This window comes from Pollutimonas nitritireducens, assembly GCF_002849615.1.
GTDB lineage: Bacteria > Pseudomonadota > Gammaproteobacteria > Burkholderiales > Burkholderiaceae_B > Pollutimonas > Pollutimonas nitritireducens.
The window spans coordinates 1-18,940 of the sequence record NZ_PDNV01000016.1; the positions used below are offsets into that span (position 1 = coordinate 1).

The window sequence follows — 18,940 nt, forward strand, 5'->3', positions numbered from 1 at the left end:
TCTCTAAGTGGTTGATTACAAACTCCACTTTGGCACATTGATGCCGTTGATGCGAGGCCCTCTTTACGTCTGCTTTCCTTCTTAGGCCTCGTCACTCACTTGAGGTGGGAGGCGTCCATACCATCTCCTGCGTTGGTTAAATCAACAGTGATCAATGTTCGGCGTCGTTGGCTTTGTTACCCGCACGCTCGTCCAGCACTTTCTTAGCAACTTTGAATCCGTCGACCGCGGCGGGCATACCGCAATAGCAAGCCGCCTGGAGCAAGATTTCCTGCAGCTCTTCTTTGGTCCACCCATTGTTGAGGGCCCCGTTGATATGTAGGGCGAGCTCGTTGGGCCGTCCAAGTGCGATCAGCACGCTTATTGTGACCAGACTACGGTGCTTCAAATCCAAACCGGGCCGTCCCCACACGGCGCCCCAGGCCAGGCCGGTCACGGCATCCTGCAAAGGCTGAAGGAAATCGTCGTCGGAAGCGTTGCGGATGCTTCGATCGACATACGCGTCACCTAGCGTCTGGCGCCGATTGCGATGTCCGAGTTCAACAACTTCTGGCGTGATAGGTTGGAATTTTTTCTTGTCTGACATTGCATCTCCAGTTTTTTAAGTGAGCGGGGCCTGCAAGCCTGCAAGCAGGCTCCCGAATAGAATTGAATACGTAGTGATAAACCGGGCTCGCCCGGCCTGGCGTCTTCAGCGAACGATGTTCACCAGGGCGCCACCATCCACCGGAAGCTCTACACCGGTTATGAATCCTGCTTCGTCGGACGCGAGAAATAACGCGGCGTTAGCGACATCCCACGCCGTACCCATTCTGGAACGCAGCGGAACCCTGGCGTCTCGTTCAGCCGCCACTTGCTCCCGCGGTTTCCCAAATGCCGTAGCCCGCGTATCGACCGCCATCGGTGTGTCGAGGAGGCCTGGTAGCAAAGTATTGGCACGGATTCCATACTGCGCATTTTCGATAGCCAGCTGCTTGGTGTAGGCGACCATGGCCGCCTTCGTTGCCTTGTAGGCAACCCAGGGATAGCGCTGCCATGCGGAAACGGACGAGACCGTCAGTATTACGCCGCTTTCCTGGCGGCGCATGATGGGCAATACATGCTTGCATGCCATCACACAGCCTCGCAAATTGACCTGGGTGATGAAGTCGAATGCTTCCTCCGTGATCTCGGTTGCGCTGGCGTCGTTGCCAGACACGCTTACCCCTACGTTGTAGTGCAGGATGTCGATACGTCCCCAACGCCGGTCCGCTTCCGCAATTGCTGCGGCCAGATCCGCTTCCTTGCGTACATCTGCGGCATATGGCTCGATCTCGACCGCGCCGTATTCCGATTTGGCAATACGACACGTTTCTTCAGCAGACTCCAGCGAACGATCCACGGCCAGGATGCGCGCGCCTTCCTGTGCAAAGCGCAGGACAGTGGCCCGACCGTTTCCTACACCCGAACCCGGGCTTTGCCCGGCGCCGATGATGACGGCGATCTTATCCTTGAGTCTCATTACACTCCTTCCCTTTTACCCGGAATGGCCGGGGCTTCACGCCCTCTCACTTCCGTTCCGGCCCAACGCTCCATGTATTGAATCAGTGCACTGAAGTCGAGATCAGCTCCGCCCTGGGTGATGGCGTATTCCCAGAGCTGGCGCGTGTTCTGGCCTACCCACATGGGTACGCCCAGCGCCTGTGCCTCCTCAAGCCCAAGCGACACGTCCTTGTGGATGGTGCGTATCGTGGCCCCGTAGTCGAAGCTGCGCGGGAGGACTGCCTTCGGAATTTTGTCGGTGGTCGCGCTGTTACGGCCCGTGCTCGCGTTGATGACTTCCACCATCTTGTCCGCATCCAATCCTGCTTTCGCGCCGAGCACCAATGCCTCATAAGCCGAAGTCATGTTGGCGGCCGAGATCAGGTTATTGACCAGCTTCATCATTTGCGCCATGCCAGGCTCGTCACCGATGGTGAAGACTTTATCGGAAATTACCGCAAGCTGGGATTGGACCTGCGCGCGGGCCCGCTCCGGACCAGACACCATGATGGCAAGGGTGCCGGCGTCTGCGCCCTTGGGGCCGCCGCTAATCGGGGCGTCCAGTACGACTACGCCGGATTCCTGGAGATGCTGTGCAATATCGAGCACTGCCATCCTGCCTATCGTCGACATCTCGATATAGATTTCCAAGGCTTGGCCGCCCGCGACGCCGTCCTTCCCATACGCCACGCGCTTGCTGATATTGCTATCAGGCAGACATGCGTAAACCACATTGGCGACATCGGCCACCTGACGGGCCGAGGCATGCGCAATGGCGCCCAGCTCCACAAGCGCATTCATCCGTGCCTGGTCTGGATCATAGACATGGAGCTCGATACCGCTTCGCGCGAGTCGGCGCGCGATCGCAGAGCCCATGGCGCCGAGCCCAATAAAGCCAACAATGTCGGAATTGCTCATCTCGTCCTCATGATTGATACCCGTGCGGGGGCGCTGGAAAGCCGTCAATGCCCCCACCTTCTTCAGTTTTCAGGTGAATCCCAGGTTGCACTTCTGCGCTTCTACATGTCCAGCGTCGCAAGCTGCTGCTTGAGATCTTTGTAATCTGCTCGGAACATGGCGTCGAATTCCGAGGCCGAACCGCTTTGCGTCACCATGCCCTGCTGCGCGAGGACGCTTTGGAACGCCGGGTTCTGCAGTGCCTTGTTCACGGCGGAATTGATCTGCTGCACGATGTCCTGAGGCACGCCTTTAGGACCAAACAGGCCGTACCAAGTCACAACGTTAAAGTCGGGATAGCCTTGCTCGGAAATGGTTGGGACATCAGGGAATGCCGCAACGCGCTCTTTCGATGACACGGCGAGTGGCACGGCGCGCTTCCCTTCCAGGAAGGATTTTGCCGATCCGATCGATCCGCCGACCAACTCGACATGGCCACCCACCATATCGCTGAGCGCGGGATTGGAGCCCTTGTAGGGCACATGCACCATCCCCGCGCCAGCCTTGTCCTTAAGCATTGCCAACAGCAGGTGTGACATGCTGCCCTGTCCCGATGTACCGAAGCGCAGCGCTTCCGGGTCTTGTCTGGCAGTGTCGAGAACCTGCTTGATGTTCTTGTACTTGGAGTCGGCGCCGGAGACGATGATCATCGGCGAATCAGCCACGTGAACGATAGCGGTGAAATCCTCCAGCGCATTGAAGCTTACAGCGTCCTGCAGCAGGGGGGTGATGACGATGTTCTCGCGCAGCGCGAGGATAACCTCATGCCCGTCTGGTGTGCCGCGCGATATCGAAGACAGCGCAATAGCCCCATTACCGCCCGGGCGATTCTCGACCACAATGTTCCAGCCGGCGGATTTAGTCAGTTGATCCGCAAGCTGACGGGCAAGTATGTCTGTACCGCCTCCTGGGCTGAATGGAACGATAAGGCGGATGGGCTTGGTTGGAAAGGCGCTGGCCGCCGAGGCCGAGGCCGCGAGTGTCAGTGCAGAGCAAAAGAAAGCCGCGGCTTTCAGGGCGCGAGTGATCATGTGTCCTCCGAAGTTCTATAAATTGAAACGTTTCAACGCTCCTGCGGAAATTATAGAAACTTTATGACCAACTGGCCATGTACAATTTTTCATAGAAGCTTTGCTGCTTAAGCATAGCTGACAACTGGAGCCATACTGTGAGCGGACGGGCAGAAGAGATCGAGATTTTTGTCAAGGTTTACGACAGCAACAGCCTATCAACCGCGGCCGGAGTCAGTGGATGCACGCCATCTGCCGTGAGCCGCATCGTGAAGCGCCTGGAGGATAGGCTAGGCGTACAACTGTTTTACCGAAATTCGCGCAGCGTTCGACCCACGGCTGAAGGAGAGATTTTCTACCAACACTGCGTCGACATACTTAAATCGCTGGATACAGCAGAAGCGGCGGTATCGGGCAGCGCAGACCTTGCAGGTGTATTGCGCGTCAATACCCTGCCAACGTTCGCCAAGTATCAGTTGGCCCCGCTCATGCCCGAATTCCATGCCCTCTATCCGCGGCTGCGTGTGGAGTTCATCCTTGGCGCCCGGCCGGCGGATCTTCTTGCCCAAGGGATTGACGTTGCGGTTTATAGCGGGCCTCAGCCCGATTCCAGCCTGGTTGCGCGCCCACTTACCACGACGCGATGGGTGCTCGTCGCCTCTCCTGGGTACCTTGCCGCACACGGTACGCCGGGCACACCTGATGACCTGCCTAACCACCATTGCCTGAATTTCAGCTTTCCAACGGGTTGGAATACATGGCATTTCAGCAAAACTGACCGACGCACATTTCATCCGCAAGCCATCATGTCTTCCGATCAAGGCGACATGCTGCTCGCCCTTTCACTGGCCGACATGGGCATCGTGCGGCTCGCCGAATATCACGTCTACGGACACCTGCGCGAGGGCCGTCTGGTGCAGGTACTCCGGTCGCACGCCGCCACTGACGAAGAGCCAATCTACCTGCTCTACCGCTCTCGGGACAACCTCAGTCCCCGCGTGAAGGCCTGGATCGATTTCCTGAAGGATAAGTTCGGCGGACGCCCTTCCTGGACGCAAACAATCAGCGCGAACGACCAGGCCGACTCCATCTGAAGCCACCCAAGGACGTCCGGTTTCACGCCGTTATGGTAGCGACTGTCATGATTGCAAGGCTGCCCATTCCTGTGCATAATGAAACGTTTCATCAACTTCCCTTGCGTACTCACTTATAACATCCGGAGAAAAGATGGCTGAGAAACACAGCGACAACGAATGGAATGTCCCCACCGGCTCCCTGGTCAATGGCAATTGGTTGACGTCAACTGAAACGGTCGCAGTCCTGGACAAGTACACGGGCAAAGAAGTCGCCCGGGTGAGCGCCGCCGATCAGCACATGGTTAGCACTGCGGTGCGCTGCGCCAAGCAAGCCGTCGACAGGGGTGCCCCCCCTCCTCATGACCGGGGCCAGGTCTTGCGACGCGCCGCGCAATTGCTGGAAGAACATCGATCCCGGTTTGCCGGCGCCATGGTGGCGGAAGCCGGATTCGTTACTGCCGATGCGCACGGAGAAATTGATCGGGCCATGGTGACGCTGAATCTCTCGGCTGAAGAGGCGACCCGTCTTGTTGGTGACGTCGTACCGTTCGCTGCCAGTCCAGGTGCACATGAGCGCATTGGATTCACCATGCGTTTTCCAATCGGTGTGGTGTGCGCCATTACGCCATTCAACTCTCCGCTCAACACCGTGCTACATAAAGTCGCACCTGCTTATGGAGCGGGAAACGCAGTCGTTTTGAAGCCGTCCGCGTACACGCCCCTGACGTCCGCCCTTCTTGCCGAGATCCTGTTGGAGGCCGGAATGCCGGCCGGGTTCCTGTCTGTGCTCCAGGGAGAGGGGGATACGGTAGGCGACTGGCTACTCAAAGAGCAGGATATTGCGTTCTATACATTCACTGGAAGCACCCGTGTTGGCCGCATCATCCAGTCGGCTGCAGGCTTGCGGCGCACTCAGATGGAATTGGGCAGCATTGCCAGCACCATCGTATGCGCCGATGCGGACCTGGACCGTGCCATCCCCAAGATCGCCAACGCGACGTTTCGCAAAGCGGGACAAGTCTGCACATCGGTGCAACGGCTTTATGTGGAACGCTCCATCGCCAACGAAGTGGCCGAACGCCTGGTGGCCGCGGCGGCAGGGCTGCCCGCGGGCGACCCACGCTCGCCGGCTACGCGAGTTGGCCCGCTCATCACCGAAGACGCTGCAATCCGTACTGAGCAATGGATCGTCCAGGCTCGTGACGCCGGCGCCCGTGTCCTATGCGGCGGGGAACGCGAGCGTTCCGTGGTGCAGCCGGCCGTGTTGACGAATCTGCCAGAAGAGGCCAACGCCTGGTGCAAGGAGGCGTTCGCACCCCTGGTCGCCATCCAGGCTTTCGATAATTTCGATGATGCACTTCGCAGCGCCAACTCGACTCCTTATGGCCTCTCCGCAGGGGTGTTCACGAAGGATATCAATCGCTCGCTGAAAGCCGCAAAAACGCTACGTTTTGGCACAGTCCAGATCAACGAAACCTCCAGCGCGCGATCAGATGTCATGCCTTTCGGCGGCGTGAAGGATAGCGGCTTCGGCAAGGAAGGACCGTGGCACGCGATGCGTGAAATGACTGAAGAAAGACTGGTCATCTTCAACCCGTAGTCGCGAGAAATATCATGCAAATACCCCAAATGAGCCCTTTCCTTTGCCCCACGACCATACACATGGGCGTGGGCAGCTATATAAAAGTCGCAGACTCGCTTCGCCAGTGGGAGGCCAAGCGGCTAATGATCCTGCTCGACGGCGCGCTGGTGGATACGCCGTTTTATACCGACGTCAAGCGTCTGCTCGAGCAAGAGGTCGATCAGTTCAGTGTATTCACTGACATCGAGCCCGATCCCAGTGCAAACACCGTTGAGAAAGCATACAACCAGTGCCGGGAAAGCGGCGCGACCGCGCTCCTGGCCATCGGTGGCGGCAGCACAATGGATGTCGCCAAAGCGGTCGGCATTCTCGCCACGAACGGTGGCCGCATTCACGACTACGAAGGCATCGAGAAGTTTCATACACGCCCTCTCCCGCTGATCGCCATACCAACGACGGCCGGGACGGGTTCCGAAGTATCGGGCTCTTGCGTCATCACGGACACCGAGAAAAACCTGAAGATGTCCATCCGGCATGCGTCACTCAACCCTGCCGACGTTGCCATTCTGGATCCGCTGGCTCTGCGGACAGTACCGGCACATGTGGCAGCCCATTCAGGTCTCGATGCCTTCGTACATGCCTTCGAGTCCTATGTGTCGCGCCTTGCAAACCCTTTCACTGATGCCATCAATTTGCACGCGCTCCAACTCATCTCGGGCAATATTCGACAATTTGTGGCCAATCGGAATAACCTCGATGCCGGACTGAACATGCTTTGCGGCTCAGCATTGGCTGGCATGGCGTTCGGCTTGACGGGACTGGGCAATGTGCATTGCATGGCCAGGTTCGTGGGCGCCTACTTCCACCTATCACACGGACTTTCGAATGCGTTGTGCCTGCCTCATGTCGCCGCCTTCAACATGCCGGCCAACCCGACAAAGTTCGCACGCGTTGCCCAGGCGATGGGAGAGCACACAGAAGGGTTACCGGAGCTGCATGCGGCGCGGCGCGCGGTGGACGCGATCAGCGCTTTATGTTCCGATCTGGGCATTCCTGGAAGGCTCAGGGATGCCGCGGTCACGGCCGACAAACTGGACGAGATGGCGGCACTGTGCGTTCAGGCGAACTACAATCGATGGAATCCTCGGGACACGTCCAAACGCGACTTCCAGGAGCTTTTCCACCGCGCTTATTGATTCCCGGCGCACAACCTGAGACCATTCAGTGAAAACGCCGAAGAACGACCATACCGACGCAAGCCCGCGCAAATCGACCACGGGTCCAGGTCGCCCCAAACGCGTGACGGCCAACGATGTCGCGCGCGAAGCGGGCGTGGCGGTGGGTACAGTGTCGCGCGTCGTGAACGGCGCGCCCACCGTAACTGAAACGGTGCGAAACCGGGTACTCCAGGCCATACAAAAGCTTGGGTGGGCACCTGATATCGCAGCACAAGGAATGCGAGGGATGCCCGCCCGCATGATCGGCTTCGTTTTCTCTGACATACGCAACCCGCTCTATTCCCATATGGTGAAGGGGGCTGAAGACGCGCTTAGCGAAAAAGGCTACATGCTTGTCGTCGCGAGCAGCGATGGGCTTCCAGAACGTGAAGTAGCACTCATCCAACTGTTTAGCGGCCGGCGGGCCGATGGAATGCTGTTGACCGTCGAGGAAGAAACCAGCGTGGCCTTACAGCGCGCGATTCAGCGGGCGGGAATTCCCTTCGTAATGGTGGAACGAGAGCTGTCTTTGCCCATCGACACGGTGGGTGCCGCGCATCGGCAGGGTACCTATCAAGCGGCGCAGTATCTTCTCAGTATCGGCCATAGCCGCATTGCCTTGCTGAGCGGGGGACGCCACAATCGCGTAGGGCGAGACCGCCTTGCGGGTTTTTTACAGGCGCATGACGAAGCAGGAATACCGGTTGACCCGACGCTATTGCGTTTGGAGAGCTTCGCTGCCGAATATGGGTTTCGCGAGACCCAATCGCTTATCGGCCTGGCGAAACGGCCTACCGCGATCATTTCTGCAGGCCGACATCTCCTGGGCAGTGTGCTCGAAGCAATCCGCCTGAAGGGGCTGAATATTCCGGGCGATATCAGCTTGATAGCATCCAACGATACCGAACTGGCTCGTCTGGCGACGCCCCCCATCACCGTTATTCGCTACGATACCTACGCCCTCGGCCGGGAAGCCGCACTGCAGTTGCTTCGACGTATCAGCGGTGAAGCATCGCCAGAGCCGGTACGGATCGAAATCCCCACAGAGTTTGTATTACGGCAATCTTGTGTGCCGTTTGGGCGGTAAATCCCGCTAGTTTGCAGATTCGATACCCTCGGCGATCACCGCTATGCCTCGCCGATGCCTAACCGCGCGGCTGTATAAGAGTAATGCAGCGGCGTCTGGCAGGAGTCTTGGCTGGCGCATTGGCTACTTGAGTCTATCGAATAGCCGGCACCCTTCGCATAAACCGGTACTCGCGCCCGAAGCCTTCCGGCTTGTAGATGAGCAGTAGAATCAACCCCAAGCCGATCAGAATCAAACGCAAGGCGGCCAGCTGATGGGGTGCAAGCCAAGAAATATAGTCATCCAGGAAACGGGTGCCCTCGATCATCAGCACAACCGTCATGCTGCTGACCAGCACACCGCGATGGCTTCCCCGACCGGCCAGGATCACCAGCATGAACGCAGACGCCGTCATCGCCACATTGAACTGCGTAGGGTCAATGTACTGATAGTAGAAAGCGTGAAGGCAGCCTGCAACGCCCAGCGCAGCGCCACCCAAGGCAAAGAGCCGCAGCCGGGTGCCCAGCACATTCTTGCCCAAGGTTTCCGCAACCAAAGGATCATCCCGCAACGCTCTGGCGGTACGACCCAATGGCGAGCGCGAGATGGTCTCGAACACGGCAAACACCAGGCCCAGGCCGGCCAAAGCCAACACCAGCATGCCGATGTCACTCGGCAGAGGCCGTGGAATGCCAGGAATGCCAATACTCCCACGGGTGAGCCACTGTTCATTGTTTACGATGAGCTTTACGCTCTCTGCAAAAGCCAGCGTCACGATGGCAAAGTAGTCGTCGTCCAGTCGCACGGAAATAAGGCTGACCAGCGCACAAACAACCGTAGTCAGCACGACCGATGCAATAACGGCCTGCCACGGCGCCCAGCCCAGTTGCGTCGTAAGCAATGCGCAGGCATAGGCACCGACCATGTAGAAGCCAAACAGGCCAAAGTTCACCAGTCCTGTCATACCCCACTGAATGTTCAGAGCCAGCCCGACCACGCCAGCAATGACGGCGAGGGTGACCAGGGAAAGTAAATAAATAGTCATGACGTTTCCCTTGTACTTATTTGGTCAGCCACTTGGTACCGAACAGCCCAGCAGGCCGTAGCACCAACAGCAAGCTCATGACCACGAAGGCCACCAAACTCCGGTAATGTGACGGCAGCACAAGTGTTGCAACTTCGGACAGAACCCCCATGACAAGTGCGCCGGGAATCGCAGCCAGAGGATGCGTCAAGCCGCCCAGGATGGCCGCAGCGAAGGCCGGCAAGGCATACAACCAGCCCATTTGCGGATCTATTGTGGCGTCCAGGCCAATGAGCGTGCCCGCCAAGGCGGCCAGCACACCCGCCACAAACCAGGTGATGGTGATCACATACTGGCGCGACACGCCCCGCGTCGCGGCCAGAGGTGCATTGTCTGCGATGGCACGCATCGCACGCCCCATGCTGCTGCGCCGGAAGATGACCCACACGATGAACAGTGCTACCGCGCAAACCACCAACGCCTGCACCTGCTCCACATTGATGCGCAGCCCAGACCAGCGCCAGGGACGCGATAGCGCGACGTCATAGCCCACCGGAGTGTTGCCAGCAATGAATCGCACGATATTTTCGAGAATGAAAGACACCCCCATGGATGCCACCATCAACGTGACGGCAGAACGTTCCCTTAAGCGGCGAAAGACCAGCAGATCCACCGTTACAGCCACCAGCCCGGTCGAAACCGCCCCCAGCACGCCAGAAACAAGGAGCGGCAATCCGAGCACCACATTGAACGTATAGACCAGATAGGCACCTACCGTGATCATGGCGCCGATGGCGAAATTGGCGAAGCGCAGAACACTGAAGGTAAGGGCAACAGCCAATGCAGGCAGCGCGACAAGCATGCCGGTGACAAGACCGTTGAAAAGTATCTGCATCATGATGGTGTCAGGTGTTTAGGTCCAGTGCTTGGGCCTGTACGGACTCGCGATCGAGTCCCAGGAAGATTTCGGCCAGCGTGTCGTCGGCAGCTAGTTCGGCGGCCGGCGCCACATGCCTGACGCGGCCCATGACCAGGACGAGACCCTGGTCAGCCACGCTCAGTCCCAGCTGTACGTTCTGCTCGATCATCAGCAGCGTCAGGCCTGTCTGGCGGATACGGCGAATGATTTCGAACAGCAGCCCGGCGTTCCTCGGTGACAGGCCGGCAGAAGGTTCGTCCAGCACCAGCAAGCCGGGCTCGAGCATCATGGCGGAAGCAACGGCCACCATCTGGCGTTGACCGCCGCTCAAGAGTCCGGCGGACGTCTTCAGATGGGGAAGAATTTCAGGAAACAAGGCCAGAATTTCATCCAGCTTGCTGGATAGTTGCAGGCCGGTCCGACGGATGGGATGAAACTCCCAACCAAGGCGCAGATTTTCGTACACGCTCATGTTGCGAAACACATTGGCTTCCTGCGGCACGTAAGCCAGGCCAAGCCGCATGCGCGCAGGCGCATCCGAGTGGGTAACCATGGTGCTGCCAAGCTGAATACTACCTTCCATCGCGGGAATGAGGCCAACGATAGCCTTGAGCAAGGTGGATTTGCCCGAGCCGTTAGGGCCCACGATGGTCAGGGCACCGCCTGCGGCAACGTCAAGATCGACGCCGTGAAGGATGTGCTTGCCGCCATAACCCGCTTTCAAACCACGAACCATCAGGCTAGCGCTCACAGCGTCACTCCCAGGTAAGCATCCTGGACCCGCCGGTCCGCGGTCACTTCCGCGAAGGTGCCTTCAGTCAGCACGCGCCCGTCGGCCAGCACATAAACTTTATCGCACAGCGCGGCGATCAAATCCATGTTGTGCTCGACGATCGCAAATGTCCGCCCTTCACCACGTAGCTCGATGATGAACGCAACCAGTTCGTCCATCAGCGCGGGATTGACGCCCGCCGCTGGCTCATCCAACAAGATGATGGGTGCCTCCATCATCAGCGCCCGGCATAGTTCCAACAATTTCTTTTGCCCCCCGGACAGGCTGGCCGCGGACTCATTGGCCAGCCGAAGTAAACGCGTGCGTTCGAGCAAGGCCAGCGCATGGTCCACGGCCTCGTCTTCCGCTCTCCGAATGGCACGGCGGTCTGTGAAAACTCGCCACAGCGATTCGCCCGGGTTATCCGGCCCCGCAACCATCAGATTCTCCAGTACCGTCAGGCTATCCAGTTCCCGGGCAAGCTGAAATGTGCGAGCAATGCCGCCGCGCGCCCGCTGATGCATGGACAGTCGCGTAATATCCCGGTCTCCCAAATGCACCGTGCCACCGTCCGGCGCCACGCTGCCGGCCAGCACATTGAACAACGACGATTTTCCGGCGCCATTCGGTCCTACGATGCCAGTGATCTGACCAGGTTCCACGCGCAAAGAAACCTGATGAAGCACTTGGAAGCCATCGTAGGACAGTGCGATATTATTCGCGCTGAGGGCCCGGCCGGGTTCGCCGGTTTGACCGTGGATCACTGTATGAGGCCCTTCAGCTGATTGGCTCCGTCCTTGATGATGAAATGACCATAAGTACGGTGTAGCTGATCACCCGTGGGCTGAAATTCAAAATCCGCACCTGCGCCGCTATAGGCGATGTTCTTGCCTTCGCGCAGCGCCTTCAGCCCCGCCACCGGATTCTCGACCGAGTCACCAGGGCTATTGACTACGTCCAAGATGGACTTCGTGAATTCCGCAGGGTCGGCACTGCCCGATTTCTCAATAGCCAGCGCAATGACGGCGACCTGATCCCATACGTTGGAGGGGAAAATGGCCAGCGTATTCTCAGGAATGCCCGTATGCTGCGCAAAGGTCTTGTAGGCAGTGGATGATGCAGGCGGTATCGACTGGATGTGATTAATGCCTTCTGCGACGTCTGCACCCACGTTCTTGACGAAGGCACCTTCCGCGTCCGCGGCTGAAGAATTCGAGTAAATCCGGCTGGTGAATCCGCTACGGTAGACTTCGCGGGCAATGGCAGAAAGCTCTGGCAGATAGCTGGGCAGGAACACGGCATTTGGTTCCTTCGAGAACACTTTCTCTACTTCGGCCCGATACGAAGACTGCCCAGGGTTGTAATACACAACGTCCAGAATCTTGCCGCCCTGCTTCTTGAACTCCTCTACAAATGGATCGACCATGATGGCCCAGGCTGGCGCCTGCTGTGCGAGCACGGACGCCGTACGCGCTCCGTTCTGGTAGGCGGCGCGCGCGAACACGGCGCCCCAATCGCTGCCGCGCGCCTGGAAGCGCCACACCAGTCCTCGATTATCACCCTGGGTGACCTCATCGCCCGTACCGGTGACCAAAATGGGAACATTGCGCTCCAGCGTCAGGGGTCGCACTGCCAGTGCAACAGAACTGCTCCAGAGGCCGCCGATGGCGACGACCTTATTCACGTCGAGCAGTTTGCGCGCCGACGCCACACCTGCCGTGGGATTCGTTTCGCTGTCAGCGGCCACGATCTCGATCTTGCGACCGTTGAGGACACCGCCGGCCTCCGTGTTGATGAATTCGGCCGCCTTCCTGGCTGCTTCGATCATGCCCGGCCCATAGGCGCCACCGGCGCCACTCAATGGTGCAAGTATGCCAATACGGATGGGCTCACCTTCTTGTGCTATTGCATGCACGGGAAATACACCGGTCGCCAGACCCGTTACGATTGAGAAAGCCCCAAGGACGACGGTGCGGCGACCGCGATTGAAGATGCTGGACATGTTTTTATTACTCTCTGTGTGCGGTCGAGCTGCGTTTGATATAAAGGCTGAAATTAGGTGGCGTGTGCAATAGTGCTGCTTTCGCCAATCTGCAAAGCCTGATTGAAACGGTTGAAGAAACCGCACAGCGTGATGCGCAAGGTAAGTTCCACGATCTGCGATTCGGTGAATACCTCACGCAGCCGGTCGAACAACGATTCCGGAAGCCGCTCCGCGGACTCAGTAACGGCAGCGGCATACTCAACCACCAGCTTGTCGGTATCAGACAAAGGCGCCGATACCGTGCCATCAATCAGTTGTTGGGGATCGTCGATGGTCAGCCCCTCGACCTGTAGCCGCGGCGTATGGCCTTCCACACAATAATGGCACCGGTTCAGATGCGAGGCGACGATGATGGCCAGCTCCACGTGCCGCTGCGAAATACCTGAGCGCGCCTTCAGCGTCATCAGCATTCCAAACAGATGTTCGGCCGCCGGCTCTACGTGTGCCAAGACCTGGAACTGTTCTGCGAAGTGGTCGCTGCCCAGGGTGTAGCGGGGGAATAGATCTTGGAGCTTGGAGCCCAAAGTCTCAATGGGGGGTACGGAAACACGTGGCATGGCTGACTCTACTGAATATGCGGGAAGGGTTTGCGCCTGAAGGACTGAAAGGGGCATTCAAAGCAAAGGGGCCGCAAGCGGCCCCGTGAACTGGAAATAAGCGTCAAAGCTATCGGCGCCGAACACATAACTGCATTTTATATAGCAACCGAAATACCATCCAATACCGTATATGAATAACCTTATATGCGCACGTTATTTATCTTTCGTTTAACTCTGCGCCGGGTTGACTATTGCATGGCGATGGACATGCTCCGGTTGGTCAGCGTGCGCGGCCATATGGCAAGTAGCCGATCTCATCGATGATCAACAGACGCGGGCCCGTGATGGCCCGATGGAAGCACTATTCTAGCGGCTCCTGCTTCTGTGCGGTGGCCAGTTGCAGCACCAAATCGGCGGCGTCGACGGAGTTGAACTAAAGTCCGTCGATTTCGTCGCTGTTCTTTTCTGATCTATCCTCTAGCCCGCAAAAACCTTTTCAATCTCCACCGCGATTTCCAGCAGCTTCAAGTCTGTATCAGGTGCGCCCATCAATTGGTAGCCGATAGGCAGGCCGTCGACCGGCAGCGGCAGCGAGATCGAACATAGGCCCAGGTGGTTCGCCGGCTGCGTGTTCTGGGTCATGCCCAGCGCGAGTTGCATCCCTTTCTCGGGATCTTCGAGGTCGGAAATCAGCGGCGCAAAGTCGGCCGTCGTGGGACTAACCCAGGCATCGTAGCCGATGAACCTTTCTTCAACGGCGGCGCGGCTCTTTGTCCGTTTGTCTTCCAGAGCAAGGAACGTGTATGCCTTGACATCGAGGCCAGACTCGACGCGCTTTGCAATCACCGGATCCATCAGATGCTTTTGTGCCAGGAAGTTTTCCATGCCCAATACAGACAGCAAGGATGACGGCATGGATACCGGAAAATAGCCGGCGCGCTCAGGCGCCTCGGGCACTACGATGTCTTCCAGCAGACATCCCTGCGCCTTTAACTGCTCGTTGGCGACCAGGAAGGCTTCGCTGATCTTTGGGTTTAGGTTGTCGCCAAAGTGATTTTGCGGGACGCCGAGACACAATCGGTCAAGACGGGCGCCGGAGCGGCGAGGCTGGTAACCGCAGCCGAATAGAACCGAGGATATCGTTTTGAAAGCCAGCAGAGCGTCCTTTGCCGACCGGGTGAGTAGCCCGATTGAGTCAACGCGCGGGTCCAGTGGAAATGCGCCGTCGGTGGGCCATAGCCCGGCGGTCGTCTTCAGTCCGAAGACCCCGTTGAAAGCGGCTGGTACGCGAACTGATCCCCCCGAATCGGAGCCAATGGCGAAGGCGCACAGCCCTGCAGCCATAGCCACGCCCGAGCCGGAGCTCGAGCCGCCCGGAGCCCGCTGATTTTCCATATCGGTGGGATTCCACGGTGTTCCGCGGGGCGCTGAATGACCAGTGATGCCCAGGCACAGCTCCACTGCTTTGGTCTGCCCAAGCAATACGCATCCCGCCTTTCGGAGGGCCTTGATGAACGTGGCCTCCTCGAAGCCCAGAATATCGGGAAGCTCCATGTTGGAGCCTACATGGGGCCGCGGCATGTGCGAGATCAAAAACACGTCCTTGATCGCGACAGGCACACCCATCAAAGGTCCCAAATCGGTTCCTGATTTGATCAGAAGGTCCATTGCGCGCGCGGTCGCGAGGGCGCTCTCAGCAGCGACAGACTCATAGGCCTGCAGCTTGGAGTCGAGTTTTTCGATGCGTTCCAGATAGATTTTTGTGACCTCTTCCGAAGTCACTTTTCCTGCACGGAAGTCTTTGGCAAAGCCTTCCAAACCACTCTCACTGAATGGGTCCAACGGTAAATCCTTCATCACTGCTCTCCGGACGAGTATTCGATTGCATACAGTATGTGTTCACGGACGAACTTAGGGTCGCTCATAGACCCAGATACGCCTTCCTGATCATGGGGTGGCCCTCCAACTCGGACGACGGCCCTTGTAGCACCAATCGGCCGTTTTCCAACACGTAGGTGCGGTCACTAAACTGGAGCACCTGCTTGATATTTTGCTCGACGAGTAAAACCGGAAAGCCCAAATCTGCTACTTGGCGTATTGCCTGCATAACCTGCTTTACATACAGGGGAGACAAGCCGAGGCTGGGCTCGTCCATGATAAGCAGGTCCGGCTCGAGCATCAGGGCACGGCCGATAGCGACCATCTGCTGCTGTCCGCCCGAGAGCGCACCTGCTTCTGTCTGTGCAAACTTCTTGACGTCGGGAAACAACGAAAAGACCTTCTCGAGATTCCGCTCGCGGTTGGCGCGCAGACGCGGCAGGTAGCTGCCAAGCAGGATGTTGTCCTTTACCGTCAGATTTGGAAATAACTGGCGGCCCATTGGCACATGCGCTAATCCCCGCTCTGCCATCTGGTGTGGCTCGAGTCCCGATATTTCTTCGCCCTTGAAAAGGATGCGGCCCTTCCAAGGCTTTATCATGCCGGACACTGCACGCAATATGGTTGATTTACCGCTGCCGTTACCGCCGACCAGACCCACTAACTCTTTCTTTCTGACCTCCAGGGAAACGTCGAAAACGACTTGGAGAGTGCTGTATCCGAGGTCGACGCCCTCGACCTTCAATACGACTTCATCAACACTGTTCATATTATTTAGTCCGTTCCCAGATAAGCCTCGATGACCCGCTCATCGTTAATGACGTCAGAGGCCGATCCTTCCGCAATTTTGTTTCCACTGGCCAGAACGATAACGTGGTCGGCAAGCTGAATAATAGCTTCCATGATGTGCTCCACCATGACGATGGACATCCCCGTAGCAGTCAGCGTGCGAAGAAACTCGATCATTTCCTTCAGGGCCGGCGGGTTCAGCCCGGCCATGATTTCGTCCAGGAATAGAACTTTGGGTTCGAGGGCGAGCGCCTTGGCCAGTTCCAGACGCCGTAGCCTTGCAAGATTCAGGTCGGAAGAAAGCTGATTCGCCCGATCCTGCAGCCCGACTTTCTCGAGCGCGGACATGGCTACCTCCTCAGCGTCCTTGCGTTTCGGGTTTTTCAGAAATGCCGCGACCAATACGTTCTCGAGCACGGTCAGATCCTCGTAAGGCCTCTCCGTTTGGAAGGTGCGCCCCATTCCGCTGCGAGTCCGGACATATGGGGGAACATTCGTGACGTCTTGACCGAGGAAAGTCACATTGCCCGATCTAACGGGAGCAAACCCGGTGATTGCATTGAACAACGTCGATTTCCCGGCCCCGTTCGGGCCGATCAATCCAAGCACCTGGCCTTTTTCAAGGGACAGGGAAACATCGTTCACGGCGATCAGCCCACCATATTGGACTTTGATGCTGTCTGCTTTAAGCACGATTTGCATACTTTCTCCTGACCAGCTTATGCACATACTCTCCGACTATTCCGCGTGGCAGCACAAGAATGACGATCAAAATCAACACGCCATAGACCAACAAATTGGCTTGGGCGAAGGCGGTTCTGAATACTTCTCCGGAAACCACGAGCAGAACAGCGCCGACGGCCGGCCCCCAAATCGTGCCTCGCCCGCCAATGATCACGGTCAGTGCGATCTGAATGGACAACAGCAAATTGAAGATAATGTGCGGCTCGATAAACGACAGGAAGATGCCATAGATGCCGCCGCCCACGGCTGTCAGGACTCCCGACAGGACGAACGCCTTCAGCTTGATCACGGTCGGGTCGATACCCGCCGCCATCGCCGCTTCTTCGTTGTCCCTCACCGCCTTGAGCTGATAGCCGAACCGCCTCGTTGATATAAGTATCGTGATGGCAATGGTGATCGCTGCATAGACCAGCGCCATATAATATTGTGTCGTCTTGTCGAACAAGTCGATCCCGAAAGGCTCTGGCAAGGTTTCGATGAACACGCCGGAAGCACCGCCAGTAAGCCACCCTTCATTGATTGCCACCAACCGCATGATCTCGGCAATGGCAATCGTCGACAGGCTGAAATACGGACCATGCAGGCCAAACGTGAGCTTTCCCCAGATGACGGCAAGAATCCCCGCGACAGCCATTGCAATTAACATCGACCACCACGGAGCAAAGCCAAATTGCGAAGCACCAATGGCGACGATGTAAGCGCCCAGGCCGACGAAACTGGCGTGTCCCAGACTCAGCTGGCCGGCCCACCCGCCCAGCAGGTTCCACGAGGTTGCCCATCCGGTGAAAAGCAGCACCGATATTCCGACCGTTATATAGGCCGAGAGCGTTAGCGGATAGAGGGCGGCAAGGACGACCATCACCGCCAGAAACAGCATATGCTTGCTCATACTCTTTTCACCGATTTACCAAAAAGCCCTTCGGGCTTGACCAGCAACACGACGACGAAGACCAGAAGGCCGTAGGCATCACGATATGCGGAATCCAAATACGAAGCGCCCATCACTTCGACCACACCAAGCAGCAATCCGCCAATAATGGCGGCACCGATATTTCCGAGTCCGCCCAATACGGTCACGACAAAAGCCTTGAGCGTAAATAGCGCGCCGGTGGTGACCGGTGAGGCGAATAGCAAGGGAATCAGCGACACGCCGGCAGTCACCGCGAGCGCCATACCCAGCCCGAAAACGATGGCCTGGATCTTCTTCGTATTGATTCCTACCAATTCAGCACCCAGACGGTTCTCGGCCGTCGCCTTGATGGCGCGACCCACTTCTGTTTTATTCAGCAGCAGATACAAGGCGGCAATCACGCCGAGCGTGGCGAGTCCTGCATAGAGAAGGACGACCGAAATCCGGATCTCGCCCAGCTTGAGCGTACTGGCTGCATACGGCATATTCACCGACTTGGGTTCGCCGCCGAACACCAGCAGCAGCAGGTTCCCAATGACCAGCGAGACACCGAGCGTCGCCAACATCATGGTTTCGGGCTTGGCATCGATAACCCGTGTCAGGACGAACTTCTGTATCAGCGCGCCAACGATGAAGCCCAATGGAATGGCAAGTACCAGGGTCAGGTAGGGGTCCCACCCCAATGCGCCATTGAGCACGACGGCGAAGTACATACCGAGCACCACAAAGTCGCCGTGGGCGAAATTGATGGTTCGCATGACACCAAAAACCAGGGTGAGCCCGACGCCGATCAAGGCGTAGACGGCTCCTATCAGCACCCCGTTGGAGAGGTTCTGAAAGAATGAAACGTAGTCAAACATGGAAGACCTTTGGTCAACGAGAGCGGACCGAC

19 protein-coding genes and 1 pseudogene are annotated in these 18,940 nt (G+C 57.7%); 4 read left to right on the forward strand and 16 right to left on the reverse strand.

The annotated features are described in order from the left end of the window. Positions 1-151: 151 nt before the first annotated feature. The 4 genes from CR155_RS19595 to CR155_RS19610 all read right to left on the reverse strand — a co-directional run bounded on the left by CR155_RS19595 (position 152) and on the right by CR155_RS19610 (position 3,509). The gene (locus tag CR155_RS19595; RefSeq protein ID WP_102071735.1) at positions 152-586 is read right to left on the reverse strand and encodes a carboxymuconolactone decarboxylase family protein; all 435 of its coding nucleotides are present in this window, start codon (positions 584-586) and stop codon (positions 152-154) included. A 105-nt stretch (positions 587-691) separates the two neighbouring features. Next, on the reverse strand, positions 692-1,501 hold the full coding sequence (locus tag CR155_RS19600; RefSeq protein ID WP_102071736.1) for an SDR family NAD(P)-dependent oxidoreductase: 810 nt from the start codon (positions 1,499-1,501) through the stop codon (positions 692-694). Then, positions 1,501-2,439, reverse strand: coding sequence for an NAD(P)-dependent oxidoreductase (locus tag CR155_RS19605; RefSeq protein ID WP_102071737.1), 939 nt, complete (start codon positions 2,437-2,439; stop codon positions 1,501-1,503). The genes CR155_RS19600 and CR155_RS19605 overlap by 1 nt, the downstream gene beginning before the upstream one ends. 101 nt (positions 2,440-2,540) lie before the next feature. Continuing rightward, positions 2,541-3,509 (reverse strand): Bug family tripartite tricarboxylate transporter substrate binding protein, encoded by a 969-nt coding sequence (locus CR155_RS19610; protein ID WP_102071738.1) that lies wholly within the window; start codon positions 3,507-3,509, stop codon positions 2,541-2,543. Between the two features lie 137 nt (positions 3,510-3,646). On the opposite strand from CR155_RS19610, the gene CR155_RS19615 reads away from it, so the two are divergent. The 4 genes from CR155_RS19615 (at position 3,647) to CR155_RS19630 (ending at position 8,450) form a co-directional block, all read left to right on the forward strand. Then, entirely contained in the window at positions 3,647-4,582 is a 936-nt protein-coding gene (locus tag CR155_RS19615; protein ID WP_102071739.1) for a LysR family transcriptional regulator, read from the forward strand. A 133-nt stretch (positions 4,583-4,715) separates the two neighbouring features. After that, positions 4,716-6,164: an aldehyde dehydrogenase family protein gene (locus CR155_RS19620; protein WP_102071740.1), complete on the forward strand. Its 1,449-nt coding sequence runs from the start codon at positions 4,716-4,718 to the stop codon at positions 6,162-6,164. A 14-nt stretch (positions 6,165-6,178) separates the two neighbouring features. After that, the gene (locus tag CR155_RS19625; protein WP_233214426.1) at positions 6,179-7,342 is read left to right on the forward strand and encodes an iron-containing alcohol dehydrogenase; all 1,164 of its coding nucleotides are present in this window, start codon (positions 6,179-6,181) and stop codon (positions 7,340-7,342) included. Positions 7,343-7,370: 28 nt separating this feature from the next. After that, complete coding sequence (locus CR155_RS19630) at positions 7,371-8,450, forward strand: LacI family DNA-binding transcriptional regulator (protein WP_102071741.1); 1,080 nt, start codon at positions 7,371-7,373, stop codon at positions 8,448-8,450. A gap of 133 nt (positions 8,451-8,583) precedes the next feature. On the opposite strand, the gene CR155_RS19635 is transcribed toward CR155_RS19630, so the two are convergent. From CR155_RS19635 to CR155_RS19685, 12 genes and pseudogenes are all read right to left on the reverse strand, one after another. Further along, positions 8,584-9,474 (reverse strand): branched-chain amino acid ABC transporter permease, encoded by an 891-nt coding sequence (locus tag CR155_RS19635; RefSeq protein WP_102071742.1) that lies wholly within the window; start codon positions 9,472-9,474, stop codon positions 8,584-8,586. Positions 9,475-9,490: 16 nt separating this feature from the next. Further along, positions 9,491-10,351 (reverse strand): branched-chain amino acid ABC transporter permease, encoded by an 861-nt coding sequence (locus tag CR155_RS19640; protein ID WP_102071743.1) that lies wholly within the window; start codon positions 10,349-10,351, stop codon positions 9,491-9,493. 7 nt (positions 10,352-10,358) lie between these two features. Beyond that, positions 10,359-11,123, reverse strand: coding sequence for an ABC transporter ATP-binding protein (locus CR155_RS19645; protein WP_233214427.1), 765 nt, complete (start codon positions 11,121-11,123; stop codon positions 10,359-10,361). Beyond that, positions 11,120-11,908: an ABC transporter ATP-binding protein gene (locus CR155_RS19650; protein ID WP_102071744.1), complete on the reverse strand. Its 789-nt coding sequence runs from the start codon at positions 11,906-11,908 to the stop codon at positions 11,120-11,122. The genes CR155_RS19645 and CR155_RS19650 overlap by 4 nt, the downstream gene beginning before the upstream one ends. Next, positions 11,905-13,146: an ABC transporter substrate-binding protein gene (locus tag CR155_RS19655; RefSeq protein WP_102071745.1), complete on the reverse strand. Its 1,242-nt coding sequence runs from the start codon at positions 13,144-13,146 to the stop codon at positions 11,905-11,907. Before CR155_RS19655 ends, CR155_RS19650 begins: the two co-directional genes overlap by 4 nt. Before the next feature lie 53 nt (positions 13,147-13,199). Then, positions 13,200-13,745 (reverse strand): carboxymuconolactone decarboxylase family protein, encoded by a 546-nt coding sequence (locus CR155_RS19660; RefSeq protein ID WP_102071746.1) that lies wholly within the window; start codon positions 13,743-13,745, stop codon positions 13,200-13,202. A gap of 271 nt (positions 13,746-14,016) precedes the next feature. Then, positions 14,017-14,151, reverse strand: a pseudogene (locus tag CR155_RS21185) (ATP-binding protein); the annotation flags it as partial. Positions 14,152-14,204: 53 nt separating this feature from the next. Next, a complete protein-coding gene (locus CR155_RS19665) occupies positions 14,205-15,584 on the reverse strand; it encodes an amidase (RefSeq protein ID WP_102071747.1) in 1,380 nt (459 codons plus the stop codon). A 64-nt stretch (positions 15,585-15,648) separates the two neighbouring features. Continuing rightward, positions 15,649-16,374: an ABC transporter ATP-binding protein gene (locus CR155_RS19670; RefSeq protein WP_102071748.1), complete on the reverse strand. Its 726-nt coding sequence runs from the start codon at positions 16,372-16,374 to the stop codon at positions 15,649-15,651. A gap of 5 nt (positions 16,375-16,379) precedes the next feature. Then, positions 16,380-17,096, reverse strand: coding sequence for an ABC transporter ATP-binding protein (locus CR155_RS19675; RefSeq protein ID WP_102071749.1), 717 nt, complete (start codon positions 17,094-17,096; stop codon positions 16,380-16,382). Further along, positions 17,080-18,027: a branched-chain amino acid ABC transporter permease gene (locus tag CR155_RS19680; RefSeq protein WP_102071750.1), complete on the reverse strand. Its 948-nt coding sequence runs from the start codon at positions 18,025-18,027 to the stop codon at positions 17,080-17,082. Before CR155_RS19680 ends, CR155_RS19675 begins: the two co-directional genes overlap by 17 nt. Next, positions 18,024-18,908: a branched-chain amino acid ABC transporter permease gene (locus CR155_RS19685; RefSeq protein WP_102071751.1), complete on the reverse strand. Its 885-nt coding sequence runs from the start codon at positions 18,906-18,908 to the stop codon at positions 18,024-18,026. The genes CR155_RS19680 and CR155_RS19685 overlap by 4 nt, the downstream gene beginning before the upstream one ends. Positions 18,909-18,940 lie beyond the last annotated feature (32 nt).

Excerpts from the sequence above, each read along its gene's own strand:
- CR155_RS19620 (WP_102071740.1), top strand. The coding sequence starts at position 4,716 with ATGGCTGAGAAACACAGCGACAACGAATGGAATGTCCCCACCGGCTCC.
- CR155_RS19625 (WP_233214426.1), top strand. The coding sequence starts at position 6,179 with ATGCAAATACCCCAAATGAGCCCTTTCCTTTGCCCCACGACCATACAC.
- CR155_RS19670 (WP_102071748.1), bottom strand. The coding sequence starts at position 16,374 with ATGAACAGTGTTGATGAAGTCGTATTGAAGGTCGAGGGCGTCGACCTC.
- CR155_RS19610 (WP_102071738.1), bottom strand. The coding sequence starts at position 3,509 with ATGATCACTCGCGCCCTGAAAGCCGCGGCTTTCTTTTGCTCTGCACTG.
- CR155_RS19660 (WP_102071746.1), bottom strand. The coding sequence starts at position 13,745 with ATGCCACGTGTTTCCGTACCCCCCATTGAGACTTTGGGCTCCAAGCTC.
- CR155_RS19655 (WP_102071745.1), bottom strand. The coding sequence starts at position 13,146 with ATGTCCAGCATCTTCAATCGCGGTCGCCGCACCGTCGTCCTTGGGGCT.
- CR155_RS19595 (WP_102071735.1), bottom strand. The coding sequence starts at position 586 with ATGTCAGACAAGAAAAAATTCCAACCTATCACGCCAGAAGTTGTTGAA.
- CR155_RS19680 (WP_102071750.1), bottom strand. The coding sequence starts at position 18,027 with ATGAGCAAGCATATGCTGTTTCTGGCGGTGATGGTCGTCCTTGCCGCC.
- CR155_RS19635 (WP_102071742.1), bottom strand. The coding sequence starts at position 9,474 with ATGACTATTTATTTACTTTCCCTGGTCACCCTCGCCGTCATTGCTGGC.
- CR155_RS19675 (WP_102071749.1), bottom strand. The coding sequence starts at position 17,096 with ATGCAAATCGTGCTTAAAGCAGACAGCATCAAAGTCCAATATGGTGGG.
- CR155_RS19640 (WP_102071743.1), bottom strand. The coding sequence starts at position 10,351 with ATGATGCAGATACTTTTCAACGGTCTTGTCACCGGCATGCTTGTCGCG.
- CR155_RS19605 (WP_102071737.1), bottom strand. The coding sequence starts at position 2,439 with ATGAGCAATTCCGACATTGTTGGCTTTATTGGGCTCGGCGCCATGGGC.
- CR155_RS19685 (WP_102071751.1), bottom strand. The coding sequence starts at position 18,908 with ATGTTTGACTACGTTTCATTCTTTCAGAACCTCTCCAACGGGGTGCTG.
- CR155_RS19665 (WP_102071747.1), bottom strand. The coding sequence starts at position 15,584 with ATGAAGGATTTACCGTTGGACCCATTCAGTGAGAGTGGTTTGGAAGGC.
- CR155_RS19600 (WP_102071736.1), bottom strand. The coding sequence starts at position 1,501 with ATGAGACTCAAGGATAAGATCGCCGTCATCATCGGCGCCGGGCAAAGC.